This is a genomic window from Pseudorhizobium flavum (genome assembly GCF_044142885.1).
GTDB lineage: Bacteria > Pseudomonadota > Alphaproteobacteria > Rhizobiales > Rhizobiaceae > Neorhizobium > Neorhizobium flavum.
In genome coordinates this window covers 235,493-251,641 of sequence record NZ_JBIOKZ010000003.1, presented here as the reverse complement: position 1 = coordinate 251,641, position 16,149 = coordinate 235,493, and the positions used below count along the sequence as shown (strand labels likewise).

The window sequence follows — 16,149 nt, the reverse complement described above, 5'->3', positions numbered from 1 at the left end:
CGTCTCGATCGGCCGCGGCTATTGCTGCAGGAACAGCACGGCCGCGATCGCTACAGAAAATAGGACGGCGGCAAAGGAACTGTAGCCCTGCAGCACGCCCATTCTCTTGAGTGCGATCGCGAAGGCGACGATGATCGGGGTGGCAAGCGCAAGGCCGACTTGGGCATCAGTCATCTTGGAACATCCTTTTTGCGCCCATTCTAGACGGCGAACCTTCACCGTCTTTGCGATTTGACAAAGAACAAGCCGCGGCGGCTCGCCATCTTCACCGGCAATGAACTGGAGATGACAGATGGCGGACGTCCCGGCTTCCCATGCAGAGCCCGTTGACGAGGGAGGAGATCTTCTCCTCTGGATCCTGGTGTGGAGCGAACTGGTTACCTTCGGCATTCTCTTTGCCGCATTCCTGGTGGTCTCGCTTTTCCAGCCCGCCGAATTTGCTGCCGCCAAGCTTCAGCTCTCCACCCGGATTGCCGGCTTCAACACGGTCGTGCTCCTTGCCAGCAGCTGGACAGCGGCCCTCGCCGTGCATGCCGTCTCGAACCGCCGCCTGCAGCAGGTTTACCTTGCGGCAACGGCGGTTCTCGGATTCGGCTTCGTCGCCGTCAAGCTTGCAGAATACGCCGCCGAGATCCCGGCGGCCGGAGATGCCGCTTTCGGCTCCTTCTTCGAGCTCTACTTCCTCATAACAGGCTTCCATCTGGCCCATGTTGCCTTCCTGGCGCTGGTCCTGCTGCTCATCGCCTGGAAGCCGCGCCAGTCGAACGTCGTGATGGCCACAACGATCTGGCACGTCGTCGACCTCATCTGGCTGGTAATGTTCCCGCTCCTCTACCTCGGATGAATGTCATGACCGCGAAGCAGTCTGCTCGTCTCTTCACCAGCGCCAATTGGGTCATGATGCTTGCCATCATCGGTGCGCTGATGGCAGCTCAATGGAAACATCAGGCCGTACCGCTGGCGATCCTTGCGGTGCTCCTCATTTTTACCGTCATCAAGGCACGGCTGATCATCCTCGACTTCATGGGCCTGCGCGCAGCACGTCCCGCCATGGCGATTGCGCTCTGGACCTGGCCAGCCCTCTTTTCGTTCGCCTCCCTGGGTCGTGCGCTCGGCTCTTACTGGTTCGGTTGAGCCTCTGCGACGCAGCAAATTAGCCGGCTACCCACTAGGGCGGTCGGCTTTTGTCGTTTTCCGCCGTGTCGCCAGCTACCGCTGATGTATTTGCCAAAAAGCAAAGAAGGGCAGCCTGAAAAACCGCAAACACAGCATGGCCCACCGAGTCCGATCTGACATCGCGTCGGTGGCCGCGACGCAAACATGCCCGCCGGAGATCAGCCGGACGGGCGCCAGGAAAGGACCTCGGCATGTCAGAACGCCTGACAAAGACCGGAGCGCGCAACGTCTTCTACGGCGGGTCCGCGTTCTTCTTCGCGATATTCCTCGGGCTGACGGCGCACAGCCACTACTACATACGCACCACCTCCACCGATGAATCGACGCTGACGGATGCCGTCGCGCGCGGCAAGCACGTCTGGGAGGAAAACTCCTGCATCAACTGCCACTCCCTCCTCGGCGAGGGCTCCTACTTCGCACCTGAACTCGGCAATGTCTGGATCCGCTATGGCGGCCACGAAGACGCTGAAACGGCCCGCGACACGCTGAAGGGTTGGATGGCGGCCATGCCCACCGGCATAGAGGGACGTCGCCAGATGCCACAGTTCAACCTCACCGACCAGCAACTCGACGACCTCGCTGCCTTCCTGGAATGGACGAGCCGGATCAAGACGCAGAACTGGCCGCCAAACGACGCCGGCTGACCTGAGGGAAAAGGAAGACCACCATGAAATATCAAACCCAGAAGGTCGCGATGCTGTACTTTTACGGCGCGCTTGGCCTCTTCGTCGCCCAGGTCCTGTTCGGCGTTCTCGCCGGCACGATCTATGTCCTGCCCAACACGCTCTCCGAGCTCCTGCCGTTCAACATCGTGCGGATGATCCATACCAACGCGCTGATCGTCTGGCTGCTGATCGGCTTCATGGGTTCCACCTACTACCTGCTTCCGGAGGAGGCGGAAACGGAGCTCTACAGCCCGAAGCTCGCCATCATTCAATTCTGGCTCTTCCTCGGCGCCGCAGCGGTTGCCGTGGTGGGCTATATGTTCAAGATCCACGAAGGCCGTGAGTTCCTGGAACAGCCCTTCATCATCAAGGTCGGCATCGTCGTCGTCTGCCTGATGTTCCTGTTCAACATCACCATGACCGTCCTCAAGGGCCGCAAGACGGTCGTCACCAACATTCTGATCTTCGGCCTCTGGGGTGTGGCGATCTTCTTCCTCTTCGCCTTCTACAACCCGGCCAACCTGGCGCTCGACAAGATGTACTGGTGGTATGTCGTCCATCTGTGGGTCGAAGGTGTCTGGGAACTGATCATGGCGTCCATCCTCGCCTACCTGATGATCAAGCTGAACGGCATCGACCGCGAAGTCGTCGAGAAGTGGCTCTACGTCATCGTCGGCCTGGCCCTCTTCTCAGGCATCCTCGGCACCGGCCACCACTTCTACTGGATCGGCGCTCCGGGCTACTGGCAGTGGATCGGCTCGCTCTTCTCCACGCTTGAAGTGGCGCCCTTCTTCACCATGGTGATCTTCACCTTCGTGATGACCTGGAAGGCCGGCCGCAAGCACCCGAACCGCGCTGCGCTTCTGTGGTCAATCGGCTGCTCCGTCATGGCCTTCTTCGGCGCCGGTGTCTGGGGCTTCCTGCACACCCTGTCGTCGGTGAACTTCTATACCCATGGCACGCAGGTCACTGCCGCCCACGGCCACCTCGCCTTCTTCGGCGCCTATGTCATGCTGAACCTCGCGGTCATGGCCTACGCGGTACCGGAAATCCGTGGTCGCGCCCCGTACAACCAGATGCTCTCAATGGTCAGCTTCTGGATCATGTGCACGGCGATGTCGGTGATGACCTTTGCACTGACCTTCGCAGGCGTGCTGCAGGTCCACCTCCAGCGCGTGCTGGGCGAGAGCTACATGGACGTCCAGGACCAATTGGCGATGTTCTACTGGGTCCGCCTGGGTTCAGGCGTCTTCGTGCTGCTGTCGGCCATCATGTTCCTCTGGGCCTTGTTCGTGCCGGGTCGCCAGCGGCTTCCCTCCGCCTCGGCGGCAGTTCCGGCCGAATGAGAGGTGCGGCCCCGCCACGACCGGGGCCGCACCCACCTCCTCCGTTGAAAGGATCCGACAATGAACCTCCATCTTTCCGCCACGGCGCCAGGTAAAGCGCTGGTGCCCCACTACATCCCGGCGGGCAACGAGTGCGAACTCTTCGAACTGGCCTGGAAGCGGAAGCTGCCACTTCTTCTCAAGGGGCCGACTGGCTGCGGCAAGACCCGCTTCGTCAGCCATATGGCCGCCAAACTGGGCCTGCCGCTCTCCACCGTCTCCTGCCATGACGACCTTGCCGCCGCTGACCTCACAGGGCGCTATCTCCTGAAGGGCGGTGATACGGTCTGGGTTGACGGTCCCCTTACCCGCGCCGTCCGCAATGGCGGCGTCTGCTATCTCGACGAGGTCGTGGAAGCCCGCAAGGATGTCGCCGTCGTCCTGCACCCTCTGACCGACGACCGTCGTATCCTGCCGCTCGAGCGAACCGGCGAGACGCTGGAGGCTCCCGCAGAGTTCATGCTCGTCGTGTCCTACAATCCCGGCTACCAGAACATCCTGAAGGCCCTGAAGCCGTCGACGAAGCAGCGATTCGTCGCGATCGAGTTCGATTTCCTGCCGAAGGAGCAGGAGATCGCGATCGTTTCCGCCGAAAGCGGCCTTGAGGAGCGCCATGTGGCACCGCTGGTCAATCTCGCTCAGAGGCTGCGCGCGATGAAGGGACATGATCTCGAAGAAGGCGTTTCGACCCGCCTGCTCGTGTACTGCGCATCGCTGATCCAGAGCGGTTTGAAGCCACGCGAGGCGATCTCCGCAGCGCTGATCGAGCCGTTGACGGACGATCCGGATGTACGGCTGGCGCTACGCGAAGTGGCAGGCGCAATCATTCCCTGAGGCAATCATGTTCGAGTTCCTGGAACTGGAAGAAACCGTCGGGAAGACATGGCATCGCCTTGTCGGCCAGACCCGCAGCATGCCCCGCTATCCGGAGCAGGCCGTACGCCTTGACGAGGTCTCTCCCGTGCTGGCCTCCTGCTTCCGCGGCTTCGGCGGCGAAAGCACGTGCCAATTGGTGCCTGCGGCACAGAAGACGAACGGCCACAGGCTGAAATTGCGACAATTGGTCGGTCTCGGAGAGGAACGGGTGGCGCGCATCGGCCGTGACTTCGCGCGCGTCATGTTGCCGGCAGAAATTGACTTCTTCCCCGACCGGGCCCTCAACCGCGGTCTCTATATCTGGCTCACCGCCTATCTCGCGCTCGCCCCGTCACGGGGGATCAATGCGGACGAGCCGCTGGCGCGTGACCTTGCCCGGATCGACCGGGCGGAGGAGACGGTCCGGGAGGTGCTGAAGGCCTTCCCGGGTCTGGGCGCAAGTTATCGCAACCTCTGCGGCGCCATTCTTGCCGAGCGGCAGCGCGGAAAGCTGCCGCCGGTGGAACAGCTCGTTGAGAACAGGATCCTGAGCATCCTGCGAAAGGCGGCCTCGCTAGAGGATCCGCTGCCCGCATCGATCTTTCCGCGACAGTCGCCGCCCGGCTACCAGCCGATGATGGATGTGCCCCTCTGGCCGGAGTTCTTTCATACCAGCGAGACGGCACCCGCCAATTCCGAAACTGACAGTCCACTAGGTGATGCCAGCGCACCTGCCGGCGGCAAGCGCTTCGTCGCCCAGCGGGAGGCCGTCGACGACAAGCGCAACGAGCGGAGCCCGTTCATCCTGAATCGCTTCGAGAAGATTCTCGCGATGGCTGAGATGGTCAATGTCGACCGTCCGACCGACGACAAGGATGATGAGGACGGCAAGGCTGCGGAGGATCTCGATGACATGGTCCTGGGGCGCCGTCGCGAACGCCCATCGTCGCGATTCCGCTTCGACCTCGACCTGCCGCCGGAAATGCTCGACCTGAGTCACATAGAAGCGGAACTCAGCTACCCCGAATGGGACTACCGGAAATCGACCTATCTCAAGAGCTACTGCCGCGTACTGGCGGCACCGGCTTCCGAGAAGGGAGATGCACTGGCAACCGATGACGAGACACGGAGGCTCGTGAAGAAGGTCCGCCGTCAGTTCGAGATCCTGAGGCCGCGCCATGAACTGCTGAAGGCGCAGCTGGACGGCTCGGAGCTCGACATGGACGCCGTCGTCCGTTCGCGGACCGACCTCATCGCCGGCGGGCAGGGCAGCGACCGGATTCATCTGATGAGCCGGCCGCAGACCACGGATCTGGCGGTGACCATCCTTGTTGACGTGTCCCTGTCGACGGATGCGTGGATCGACAATCGCCGCGTTCTCGATGTCGAGAAGGAAGCGTTGCTGGTGCTGGCGCAGGGCCTTTCCGCCTGCCGTACCGACCATTCGATCCTGACCTTCACCTCGCGGCGCCGCTCCTGGGTTCGCATCGAGACGGTCAAGGGTTTCGACGAGGCGATGGGGCAAGCGGTCGAGAATAGGATCGGCGCTCTGAAGCCCGGTTACTATACGCGTCTCGGGGCGGCGATGCGCCATGCGACTGCCGAACTACAGAAGCGGCCGAACCGCACAAAGCTCCTGCTGGTGCTGACGGACGGAAAGCCGAACGACATCGACCATTATGAGGGTCGTTTCGCTTTGGAAGACAGCCGCCGTGCGGTCCAGGAAGCGCGCCGCAACGGCACCAAGGTCTTCGCCGTGACGGTTGACCGGGACGCCCAGTCCTACCTGCCGATCATGTTCGGCCGCAATGGATTTGCACTCGTCGGCAATATCTCGAAATTGCCGGCAGCACTGCCGGCCATCTATCGCGGCCTGACGACTTAGGGCGGGGGCGTCGGCTGCACGGAAGAGCCCGGCGGGACATCCCCCAGCCGGGCTCTTTCTGTTTCTGTAGAAGTTCTTTTGTCTACGCGGCCTTGCTGTAGCTCCGCTGGGAGGCTCCGAGATAGGCATCGAACGCAGCCGCAACGGCGCGAATGACAAAGCGATGGGCGTCATTGACCTGGACCGTACCGGCACCACGATGGATCAGTCCGTCGCTTTCCAGCGCGTCAAGCGCCTTGTTATCCTTCAGCAGGAGGTCTGCGTCGAAACCATGCGCATCGCAGATTGCAGCCACGTCGACTGAGAAGTCGCACATCAGCCTCTCGATAACTTCAGCACGGAGCCGGTCTTCCCGCGTCAGCGCATAGGTCTTCGCCGTCGGCAGCTCGCCGGAGGACACGCGGTTGGCGTAGAGGCCAGGTGGCACTTCGTTCTGATGGTATCCCTGGCCGAGCCTGCCGATCGCCGACGCACCGAGGCCGACGAGCGTCTCACAGGTATCGGTGGTATATCCCTGGAAGTTCCGGTGCAGGCGTCCTTCGCGTTGTGCAACGGCCAACTCGTCATCAGGCAAGGCGAAGTGGTCGAGACCGATCTGTCGATAGCCGGCCGCCACGAGCCTCTCCGCAATCGCCTCCGCCTGGGCGTGGCGTCCCTGCGCATCCGGAAGTGCAGCCTCGTCGATCAGTCGCTGGTGCTTCTTGAAGGTGGGGATATGGGCGTAGCCGAAAACCGCGAAGCGATCCGGACGCATCTGGACGGCAGTGTCCACCGTTTCGACGCAGGATTCGACCGTCTGGAACGGTAACCCGTAGATCAGGTCGAAATTGATGGCATGGATGCCGTTCGCCCTCAGGCCATCAACGGCCTTCAACGTCGTCTCCGCAGTCTGGATGCGGTTGATCGCCTTCTGCACCTTCGGATCGAAGCTCTGCACGCCAAGGCTCGCGCGCGTGACGCCGGAACGTCCGAGCGCTTCCATCATCTCCGCCTGCAGCCGGCGGGGGTCGATCTCGACCGCCGTGTTGACCTCGGGAGCAAAGCCCAGCTTCGTCCGCAATGCCTGCATCAGCGCAACGAATTCCTCGGGCTCGATGATTGTCGGAGTGCCTCCGCCGAAGTGAATCTCCCCGACATTGAGGCTGTCTTTCCGCTGAGCGGCGACCAACTCGATCTCGCGGTGCAGGACGTCGAGATAATCGAGGATCGGCTTGTCCTTCTCCGTGATAGTCGTGTGACAGCCACAGTACCAGCACATGGAGCGGCAGAAGGGGATGTGGAGGTAAAGCGAGGTGGCACGGTCGGTCGGAATCGAGCCCAACCAGCCGGCATAGGTGCCGGGAACCACATCAGCCGTGAAGTTCGGAGCGGTGGGATAACTCGTATAACGCGGCAGGCGCGCTTCGCCGTATTTTTCCACGATGGACTGCGACATGGAAATCTTCCTTCTAGCATTTCAGCTCAGCCACTACCGGCGATCGACGGGGTCGTCTTTGCGCAATGTCAATTGATCGGTGCACCAGCGGGATTGTTTGTCGCACCACAAAGTGGGCCGCCAACGGCCGCGATAGGTTGAGATCGGGATGAGTTCGGCCTGCTCTTCCACCCATCATCAACCAGGCCTTCGGAAAGACATAGATGTCGAACACTGCCGAGATCCCTCTGATCGACGTGAGGCTCATTCCGCCTCCGGAGCGTCACCCGCGCATCTTTGGTCTGTTGACCACACTTGAGCCAGGCGCCGCGATGCATGTCGCGAGTGACCATGACCCGCGACCGCTGCACTATCAGATCGAAAGCCGCTACCCGGAACAGTTCGACTGGAACTATCTTGAACAAGGCCCGATGACCTGGCGCGTCGAGATCACGCGCGCAAAAAGCTCCGGCTGCGACTGCTGCTGCGGACACTGAGGAACAGAGACATGCAAGGCGCCTCGATTTCCCGCTGGACCATGACCTACTTCGCGACCTCGCTCGTCTTTCTTCTGATCGGGCAGGCACTTCTTGTCGTGGGTTTCGGATACCCTGTCCTGCAGGTCGAGGCGCCGGAAACGCTGGTCATCGTCCATCTGCTGGCGATCGGCTGGCTAGGGCTGCTGTTCTGCGGCGCCTTGCTACAGTTCGTCCCTGTTCTCGTAGCCCGCCCCCTTCATGCACCGTCGCTCGCAGTCCACGCATTGATCCTGCTCATAGCCGGACTTCTCCTTCTCTGTCTCGGTTTCCTCCACCTGGCGGGACGCATCGAGGTCAGTGTCTTCCTCCTGCCGATGGGGGCACTGCTGCTGACGATCGGATTCGGTTTCGTTATCTACATGATCGGCGGAACGCTGGTCGCCGGCACACCACTCGCTCTGCCGGCCCGCTTCGTTGCCCTGGGACTCCTGTCGCTCGGCGGCACAGCCGGCCTAGGATTTCTCTTTTCTCTTCAGCTGTCAGGCCTCGCCGGCACTACGCCGCTTGCGAATTTCCTGCCTGACGGCCTGTCGATCCATGCCTATCTCGGTCTCGTCGGCTGGATGAGCGTCAGCGCCTTCGGCGTCAGCTACCGCCTGTTGGCGATGTTTCTGCTGGCACCGGAGCGGGAGCGGCGGACGAGCCGGTTCGCGTTCTATCTGCTTGCAGCCTCGACAACGATTGCCCTGTCGCTTGTGCTTGTCCTTCTGCTGGGTGGCGCGATACACGGCCTTATCTACGCGAGCCTGGCACTCGCCGCCGTCGCTGCGCTTCTCTTCAGTACAGACGTCGTCGCCATGTATAGACAGCGCAAGCGAAAGGTGCTGGAGCTGAATACCGTCATCACCGCCGTCGCCGTGGCTGCGATGCTGGTCTCCGTGCTCGGCTTCGTTCTGCTGGCCTCGTTCGGAACACTCGAGCAACAGCTCGCACCCCTCGTCTATCTCGTCTGCTTCGGATGGCTGACGACGCTTGGCCTGGGTCAGCTCTACAAAATCGCTGCCTTCATGACATGGCTCGAGCATTACGGCCCCGTGCTGGGCCGACAGGCTGTTCCGAGGGTGCAGGATCTTGTCAATGAACGCCGCGCCTCCAGATGGTTCTACCTCTATATCTGTGCGGTTGCCGCGGCTGTTCTCGCGCTTCTTCTGGGATCCGTGGCCCTCTTCCGCACTGTCGCCTTGCTGCAGACAGTGTCGGTCGGCATGCTGGCGCTCGAGATCGCCCGCACCCGCCGGCTGCGCTATGTATCACTTTCGTCGGGCAGTGCGGTGACCATGCCGCGCCCGAATCTCTTCCTGCCCCACCCGCTCGAAAGGAAATGACTATGGCCACAGAATTCAAGACGCTGGATGTTCGGCCGATCCTTGAGTCGGGCGGCGAGCCTTTTCAGGCCATCATGGGAGCAGTTGACGCCTTGGCTCCGGGCGAGGGCCTGAAACTCCTTGCACCCTTCCGGCCACAACCGCTGTTCACGGTCATGGCGCGGCGTGGCTTCGACTATGAACTCGAAGAACTGCAGGATGGCGACTTCGAAGTCCGGTTCCTGCCCAAACAGGTGGAGCCGGAAATCCGGTATTCGGGAGATGGTCCGTCGCCCGACCTCTGGCCGGATCCTTCGATAGACCTTGACCTGTCGGAACTGGATCCGCCGGAGCCGATGGTCAGGCTGCTAGCGGAAGCAGAGCGTCTCGATGCAGGGGAGGTCATCTTCGCCGTCCTGTCTCGCGAACCGGTGTTCCTGTTTCCCGAGCTGACGAGCCGTGGACATCAATGGGTCGGCAACTTCGACGCGACCGGAAACCTTTATCGTATCATGATCCGTATCGGATCGAGGGCCGAGTGATGCCCAGTGACCATCAGAGCGATCTGACGGAACGGGTCCGTGAGGCTTTGACCGCCGTCATCGATCCAGAGCTGGGCAAGAATGTCGTCGCGCTGGGCCTTATCTACGGCATCGAGGCAAGCGACGCGGGAACTGTTCGGATTACGATGACGACGACGACGCAAGGATGTCCGGCTTCTGCCTTCCTGGTGGATGCCGTTCGCTATGCTACCCGGTCAGTCGATGGCGTGCTTGAGGCGGATGTCCGACTGACTCACGAACCACGCTGGGACCCCGGGATGATGGCCCCCTGAACGAGGGGCCACCAAGACACGCTTCCCGGCGCTCAACCGATCTTGCGCCTGACCCGTGTCAGCATCGGCGCATATTCAACCAGAAAAAGACCGAAGGCCAGCAGCCAGCTCGCGCCCGAGATGACATACAACAGCCGGGCATGGTCCGGGAGGAAATCCGCTATCGGCCGGACAATGGCTGCGAGCACAATCGCCATATAGATGATCGAGGTCGTGCGGGAGGCGGTCAACACGCGGCCGGTGTGGCCACGGGTGGCCCGCGTCATCACGGCAAGCATCATCGAGGTCACGGTACCGACCGTCAGGACATGCAGGGCCGCGGTCGGCGAAACCACGCCGAGAGCTGCGACGGCAATACCGAGAAACCCGAGCGGCACGAAGAGATAAGCCACGTGCAGGACGGTGACCAGATGTTCATCCAGCGTGGTCCAGCCACGCCAGCGCGTCAGCCGCACTGCATGAAGCATAAAAGCGGCACAGGTCAAAGCGGCAACGATCCATCCTTCCGCAAGAAGCACCCAGGCGGCGAGTGCGGCAACTCCGGTAAGGATCGCCACGCTATCAAAGCGCCCGTAGGGGGCCGGGAAGTCCGTGCGACCGACCTTGTTGATCCAGTTCCGGGTGAAGCTTGGGATGATGCGTCCACCGATGATCATCACCAGCACGACATAGGCCGAGACCGCAAGCTTGATCGCGATATCCGGATGGCCGCCCTGCATCACCTGGAGATGAAACAGGATATTGCCGGAGGTGAGCGCGAGCAGTCCCCCCATGACCTTCAGGTCCTTCCACTTCCGGCCGGCGACAACCTCCCGAACACAGATCAGCAACAAGGTCGGCAGAAACAGGCTTTCTATGGCGGCCACCGTTCCGGTTGCAATCCCCGGAATGAGGAGCACAAGCCGCCCGACTAACCACAATGCAAACAGCCAGAACAGCGGCCAGCCGGACACCGGCAGCCTGCCCGTCCAATTCGGCACCGCCGTCAGAAGAAAGCCGGCGAGCACGGCGGAGGAATAGCCGAACAGCATTTCATGCGCATGCCAGTGGGCGGGCCCATAATCCTCGGCGACCGGTAGAAGGCCCGTCAGACTTGCGATCCAAAGAGCCATGGTGACGACGGCCCACACGGCCGCGCCGAGGAAGAACGGCCGGAACCCATAGGAAAACAGCACTGGCGCGCTCTGCGACAGCCCCCTCGGAATGCCGCCCTTTCGGGCTTGTTCTGCGGAACCTAAGGCCATGAATACTCTCCTTCTGTATCTTGATCTTTGTCTATTCCGGGAGAGCAGAAGGGTCTTTGCGAATGCGCAATGAAAATCGCTCGCCAAATTTGTCTTGGCTCAAAGATGCTATTGCGAACCAATACTAGTTTCCGTGACCAGAGAGACGGAGATGGCTCCGCCACTCAGTCTAGGAGAAAGACGATGACACAGTTCAATTTGACCAGACGTTCGATGTTGGCCGGTGCTGCCATTGCCGGCGCCATTGGTCCACTCGTCCAGGCCTCGTTCGCCAGGGCGAATGAGGAAGTCGCCCCCATTACCACCCCGACGGATCTGTCTGCGCTGAAGCGCGTCAAGGTTGACCTGGTAAAGCCCCCATTCGTTCATGCCCACACCCAGAAGGCCGATGGCCCGCCGAAGATCGTCGAATTCACAATGACGATCCAGGAAAAGAAGATGGTCATCGACGACCAGGGCACCGAACTTCACGCCATGACGTTTGACGGTTCTGTCCCTGGTCCGATGATGGTGGTTCACCAGGACGACTACGTCGAGCTGACGCTGATCAACCCGGAAACGAACGAACTGCAACATAACATCGACTTCCACTCGGCAACGGGTGCGCTGGGCGGTGGAGCGCTGACGATCGTCAACCCCGGCGAGAAGGCTGTGTTGCGCTTCAAGGCCACCAAGGCAGGTGTCTTCGTCTACCATTGCGCACCTCCCGGGATGGTTCCCTGGCACGTTACCTCGGGCATGAACGGCGCGATCATGGTATTGCCGCGCGAAGGCCTGACGGACGGCCACGGCAAGGAACTGGTCTACGACAAGATCTACTATGTCGGCGAACAGGACTTCTACGTGCCGCGCGACGAGGCGGGCAACTTCAAGAAGTATGACAGCGTGGGCGAATCCTATGCCGACACTCTGGAAGTCATGCGGACCCTGACACCCACGCACATCGTCTTCAACGGCGCCGTCGGTGCCTTGACGGGCGAGAACGCCATGACCGCCGCTGTCGGCGAAAAGGTGTTGATCGTCCATTCGCAGGCAAACCGGGACACCCGTCCGCACCTGATCGGCGGTCATGGCGACTATGTCTGGGCAACCGGCAAGTTCCGCAACCCTCCGGATCTGGACCAGGAGACCTGGTTCATCCCTGGCGGAACCGCCGGCGCAGCCTTCTACACCTTCGAGCAGCCGGGCATCTACGCCTACGTGAACCACAACCTGATCGAGGCTTTCGAACTCGGCGCCGCGGCACACTTCAAAGTGACCGGCGACTGGAACGACGACCTGATGACGGCCATCGTTTCGCCGACCGGAAGCTGATCGACAACCGGAGGCGCGGGTTCGCCCGCGCCTCCAAACCTCAAATGACATGTTGACGGGCCACTGCCCGAGGTTCGCCCAAGGAGGCGATCATGTCCGCCGCAGCAAGCAAGACCGCTTTCTCGCTCTTCCAGACCGCCCTTCCACTGGCCCTGATTTCGGCTCTCGGCATCGGCATTGCTCACCAGGCCGGCTTCTTCGCGGCCGCTCCGTCCACGGCTGCTCTCTACCAGCCACAGACTGTGGTCATCCCACCCCGTACCTTCCAGTATCGGACAGACGGCGAGTACGTGCGGGGAGTTCATCCGATCGACGCTCCGAAATCGACTGTAACGCGCACAGATGCACTCACCATCATGAAGTATCAGGTGACGCTGTCGGAATACGACGCTTGCGTCATGGACGGCGCCTGCGCGCCTGCAGCACGTCCCAGCACATCCGACACGAACCTTCCCGTCACCGGCGTCAACTACGACGACGCCCAGGCCTACGCGCGCTGGCTTTCGGAGAAGACCGGCGAATACTGGACCTTACCATCCGATCAGGACCTAGCGTTTGCCGCCGGCAAGAGCTTTCCCGACGATGCCTCCGGGCTCGATCCAGACAACAAGAATCCGGCCCTGAAATGGATCGCCGACTACGAACGTGAAGCCGCGTCGCGATCAAAGCGGAATCCGGCACCGCAGCCTATCGGCAGCTTCGGGGAAAACGAATTCGGCCTTGCCGATTTCGGTGGAAACGTCTGGGAGTGGACAAGCACCTGCCACAGACGGGTCAACCTCTATGACAACGGGAGCCAGAAGGGCGTGGAGACCATCTGCGGCGTCAACGTGGCCGTCGGTCCACATCGTTCGCCGACCAGCAGCTTCATCCGCGACCCTCGCGGCGGCGGTTGCTCAGTCGGGACGCCCCCGGACAATCTGGGCTTCCGGCTGGTGAAGTCGACAGCGTGGTACGCCCCGGTTCTGCAGATGCTTCGCGCGAAGGGCCTGGCAGGTTAGCCGCGCGCCGTCTGGCTTCGCCTCTTCCGACAGCGGTAGTGATCATGTATCCTGCACCGCGATATCGGAGAGTGACAGAGTGAAGATCGACAAGAGCCTGGTCCGGGCATTCCCGCTGTTCGAAAAGATGAGCGACGAAAGCCTGGAGAAGCTGCTGGCGCATTCCACCTCGCGGCGCGTCCCACCCGGCGAAGCCGTTTTCGAGCAAGGGGCAGCGGCGACGCATTTCTTCCTGCTTCTCCATGGACGCCTCAAGGTCACGCAGGTGACAGCGAGCGGCCAGCAGATCATCGTCCGCGTAGTCCACCCCGGGGATCTCTTCGGGTTCGCGAAGGCGCTGCAGCGAGCAGACTACCCGGGAACGGCGATTGCCGCCGCTGAAAGCGTTGCACTCAGTTGGCCGACGCATCTCTGGCCAGAGTTCATCGACCACCATCCGCGCCTTGCCGTCTCGGCAATGCACACGATCGGTCAGCGTCTCGAGGAGGCCCATACCCGAATTCGTGAGATGTCGACCGAGGAAGTGGAGCGGCGCGTTGCCCACGCGGTGCTCCGTCTGACGAAGCAGGCTGGCAAGGCCGAGGGCTCAGGCGTAAGGATTGACTTCCCGATTTCGCGCCAGGACATCGCCGAGATGACGGGAACGACGCTCCATACCGTTTCACGGATCCTAAGCGCCTGGGAAAGCAAGGGGCTTGTGGAAGGCGGGCGACAGAAGCTCCTCGTCCGCGATATCAAGGGCCTATCGGACTTGGCTGAGACTGCCAAGGATTAGGTCTGATCAGAGGCCGCGGACGCGGTCACATTGTCCCGTTTCTTTGAAGCGGAGCGTGGCCGGATGTCGTAGCGTCCCTGCTGATCGCCATGGATATCGCCTGTCCCAACTGCTCTTGCGTAAACGGCTTGACGAGCCGCGACAGGGCTCCGACCGATGCGCCATCCGGAAGCTCGGCATAGCCGGATGCCAAAATGATTGGCTGTCCCGGATTGGCGCTAAGCAACGAGCGGGCAAGATCGGCTCCCGACATTCCGGGCATGGCGTGGTCGGTGATAACCAGATCGAAACTCTGCCCTGAGTTCACGATTTCCAGGGCCGCCTGTCCGGAATTGGCTTCCGTGACCCTGTGGCCAAGGTCTTCCAGCATGTCGACCGTGCCCATGCAGACAAGGACATCGTCGTCCACCACCAGTATCCGCAGGGAGGCGGCAGCCTCGGCCTCCGTGGAAGCGCTCCAAGCAGATTGCTCCCCGGCCTGCTCGGAAACGTCATCCTTGGCGACGGGCAGCCAAAGCTCTGCCGTGGTCCCTTCGCCAGGGGTGCTGTGAAGCTGCAGAATTCCCCCTGACTGGGCAGCCAGCCCGTGGACCATCGAGAGTCCGAGACCCGTTCCCTTGCCGAGCCCCTTGGTGGTGAAGAAGGGCTCGGCCGCACGCGCAAGCGTCTCTTCGTCCATACCCGAACCGGTATCGGCAACCCGCACCCGCAGATAGCGTCCAGCCGACAGCCCTGGCGGGAGATCGTGATCGCCGGGAATGGTTTCTTCGGCGTCGATCGAGATGACGCCTTCCTGCTGGATTGCATCGCGGGCGTTGACGGCAAGGTTGAGGATCGCCAGCTCGAGCTGGTTGGCATCCACGAGGGCCGGAGGCAGTTCACCGGGAAGCCGGTTCTCAAGCCGGATGGTCGGACCCACCGCCCGCTGCAGCAGCCCTTCGATGCTGCCGAGGAGTTGCACGAGATCGACGGCCTGAGGCTTGAGCTCCTGCCGGCGTGCGAAGGCAAGCAGGCGCTGGGTCAGTGCCGCGCCACGTTCGGCAGCCTGGACCGCATTGTCGAGCAACCGAAGGTTCTTCTCCTCGGGCGGGATGCGTTTGCGCAAAAGGCTGAGGCTGCCGAGCGCGGCCATCAGCAGATTGTTGAAATCATGGGCGACCCCGCCGGTGAGTTGACCGATCGTATCCAGCTTCTGGGCCTCGAAGAGTTGCGCCATCGCCTCCTCCCGCTCCCGGGTACGAAGCTCGATCCGGCTTTCGAGTTCCTCGTTGAGGCTCTGTAGCTGCTGGTAGGACGTTTCGAGTTCGGCTGTCCGCTCCTGAACCCTGCGCTCAAGGTCCGCATTCAGCCGCTCGAGTTCCCGGGTCTTCCGGTAGAGTTCCACGAAGACCCGCACCTTGGCACGAAGGACTTCCGGAACAATCGGGACGGACACATAGTCGACCGCGCCGGCCGCGTAGCCTCGCAGGCGGTCCGGTTCGGTCATCATCACGGCCGATACGAAGATCACGGGCGTCTTCTCGAACCGAGGGTGGGCGCGGATCAGCTCGACAAGCTCGAACCCGTCCTGTTCTGGCATGCAGACATCGACCAGGATCACGGCGACATCGGTGCGAAGCAAATGTTCCAGCGCCTCCCGCGCCGACTGAGCCACGAGCAGGTTTTCGCCAAGCTCCTGGAGAATTACCTCATAGCTCAAGAGCTTGGCGGGCTGGTCGTCCACGAGCAGAATGTTGACGGGATCAGGCATGGTCATC

Annotated in this window: 17 protein-coding genes; 13 read left to right on the top strand and 4 right to left on the bottom strand. The window is 61.7% G+C overall.

Annotated elements, in window-relative coordinates:
* Positions 1-18: 18 nt before the first annotated feature.
* A complete protein-coding gene (locus ACEPP2_RS08135; RefSeq protein WP_172972370.1) occupies positions 19-174 on the bottom strand; it encodes a hypothetical protein in 156 nt (51 codons plus the stop codon).
* A gap of 118 nt (positions 175-292) precedes the next feature.
* Here ACEPP2_RS08135 and ACEPP2_RS08130 point away from each other — a divergent pair, with 118 nt between their 5' ends.
* From ACEPP2_RS08130 to ACEPP2_RS08105, 6 genes are all read left to right on the top strand, one after another.
* Complete coding sequence (locus ACEPP2_RS08130) at positions 293-844, top strand: cytochrome c oxidase subunit 3 (RefSeq protein ID WP_281977103.1); 552 nt, start codon at positions 293-295, stop codon at positions 842-844.
* Positions 845-849: 5 nt separating this feature from the next.
* Positions 850-1,134, top strand: coding sequence for a hypothetical protein (locus ACEPP2_RS08125; RefSeq protein WP_395516276.1), 285 nt, complete (start codon positions 850-852; stop codon positions 1,132-1,134).
* A 233-nt stretch (positions 1,135-1,367) separates the two neighbouring features.
* Positions 1,368-1,820, top strand: coding sequence for a c-type cytochrome (locus ACEPP2_RS08120; protein WP_052640603.1), 453 nt, complete (start codon positions 1,368-1,370; stop codon positions 1,818-1,820).
* 23 nt (positions 1,821-1,843) lie between these two features.
* A complete protein-coding gene (locus ACEPP2_RS08115) occupies positions 1,844-3,187 on the top strand; it encodes a nitric-oxide reductase large subunit (protein ID WP_281977101.1) in 1,344 nt (447 codons plus the stop codon).
* Between the two features lie 60 nt (positions 3,188-3,247).
* A complete protein-coding gene (locus ACEPP2_RS08110; protein WP_395516275.1) occupies positions 3,248-4,060 on the top strand; it encodes a CbbQ/NirQ/NorQ/GpvN family protein in 813 nt (270 codons plus the stop codon).
* 7 nt (positions 4,061-4,067) lie between these two features.
* Positions 4,068-5,966: a nitric oxide reductase activation protein NorD gene (locus ACEPP2_RS08105; protein ID WP_395516274.1), complete on the top strand. Its 1,899-nt coding sequence runs from the start codon at positions 4,068-4,070 to the stop codon at positions 5,964-5,966.
* An 82-nt stretch (positions 5,967-6,048) separates the two neighbouring features.
* Here the strand turns inward: ACEPP2_RS08105 and hemN are convergent, their stop codons facing one another.
* On the bottom strand, positions 6,049-7,401 hold the full coding sequence (gene hemN, locus ACEPP2_RS08100) for an oxygen-independent coproporphyrinogen III oxidase (RefSeq protein ID WP_395516273.1): 1,353 nt from the start codon (positions 7,399-7,401) through the stop codon (positions 6,049-6,051).
* Positions 7,402-7,604: 203 nt separating this feature from the next.
* On the opposite strand from hemN, the gene ACEPP2_RS08095 reads away from it, so the two are divergent.
* Genes ACEPP2_RS08095 through ACEPP2_RS08080 form a run of 4 tightly spaced genes read left to right on the top strand, consistent with a single transcriptional unit; the run spans position 7,605 to position 10,058 of the window.
* A complete protein-coding gene (locus ACEPP2_RS08095) occupies positions 7,605-7,877 on the top strand; it encodes a DUF2249 domain-containing protein (RefSeq protein ID WP_052640613.1) in 273 nt (90 codons plus the stop codon).
* A gap of 11 nt (positions 7,878-7,888) precedes the next feature.
* On the top strand, positions 7,889-9,244 hold the full coding sequence (locus tag ACEPP2_RS08090) for a hypothetical protein (protein ID WP_395516272.1): 1,356 nt from the start codon (positions 7,889-7,891) through the stop codon (positions 9,242-9,244).
* Positions 9,241-9,765, top strand: coding sequence for a DUF2249 domain-containing protein (locus tag ACEPP2_RS08085; protein ID WP_395516271.1), 525 nt, complete (start codon positions 9,241-9,243; stop codon positions 9,763-9,765). Before ACEPP2_RS08090 ends, ACEPP2_RS08085 begins: the two co-directional genes overlap by 4 nt.
* A complete protein-coding gene (locus tag ACEPP2_RS08080) occupies positions 9,765-10,058 on the top strand; it encodes a metal-sulfur cluster assembly factor (RefSeq protein ID WP_281977095.1) in 294 nt (97 codons plus the stop codon). The genes ACEPP2_RS08085 and ACEPP2_RS08080 overlap by 1 nt, the downstream gene beginning before the upstream one ends.
* A gap of 32 nt (positions 10,059-10,090) precedes the next feature.
* On the opposite strand, the gene ACEPP2_RS08075 is transcribed toward ACEPP2_RS08080, so the two are convergent.
* The gene (locus ACEPP2_RS08075; protein WP_395516270.1) at positions 10,091-11,302 is read right to left on the bottom strand and encodes an NnrS family protein; all 1,212 of its coding nucleotides are present in this window, start codon (positions 11,300-11,302) and stop codon (positions 10,091-10,093) included.
* A 183-nt stretch (positions 11,303-11,485) separates the two neighbouring features.
* On the opposite strand from ACEPP2_RS08075, the gene nirK reads away from it, so the two are divergent.
* The 3 genes from nirK (at position 11,486) to ACEPP2_RS08060 (ending at position 14,392) form a co-directional block, all read left to right on the top strand.
* Positions 11,486-12,616: a copper-containing nitrite reductase gene (gene nirK / locus ACEPP2_RS08070; RefSeq protein ID WP_077546991.1), complete on the top strand. Its 1,131-nt coding sequence runs from the start codon at positions 11,486-11,488 to the stop codon at positions 12,614-12,616.
* Positions 12,617-12,708: 92 nt separating this feature from the next.
* Positions 12,709-13,617, top strand: coding sequence for an SUMF1/EgtB/PvdO family nonheme iron enzyme (locus ACEPP2_RS08065; protein ID WP_281977093.1), 909 nt, complete (start codon positions 12,709-12,711; stop codon positions 13,615-13,617).
* 79 nt (positions 13,618-13,696) lie between these two features.
* Positions 13,697-14,392: a Crp/Fnr family transcriptional regulator gene (locus ACEPP2_RS08060; RefSeq protein WP_077546993.1), complete on the top strand. Its 696-nt coding sequence runs from the start codon at positions 13,697-13,699 to the stop codon at positions 14,390-14,392.
* Between the two features lie 25 nt (positions 14,393-14,417).
* On the opposite strand, the gene ACEPP2_RS08055 is transcribed toward ACEPP2_RS08060, so the two are convergent.
* Positions 14,418-16,142 carry a response regulator gene (locus ACEPP2_RS08055; RefSeq protein ID WP_395516269.1) on the bottom strand — a complete coding sequence of 575 codons (1,725 nt, stop codon included), beginning with the start codon at positions 16,140-16,142 and terminating at the stop codon, positions 14,418-14,420.
* Positions 16,143-16,149: the final 7 nt, after the last annotated feature.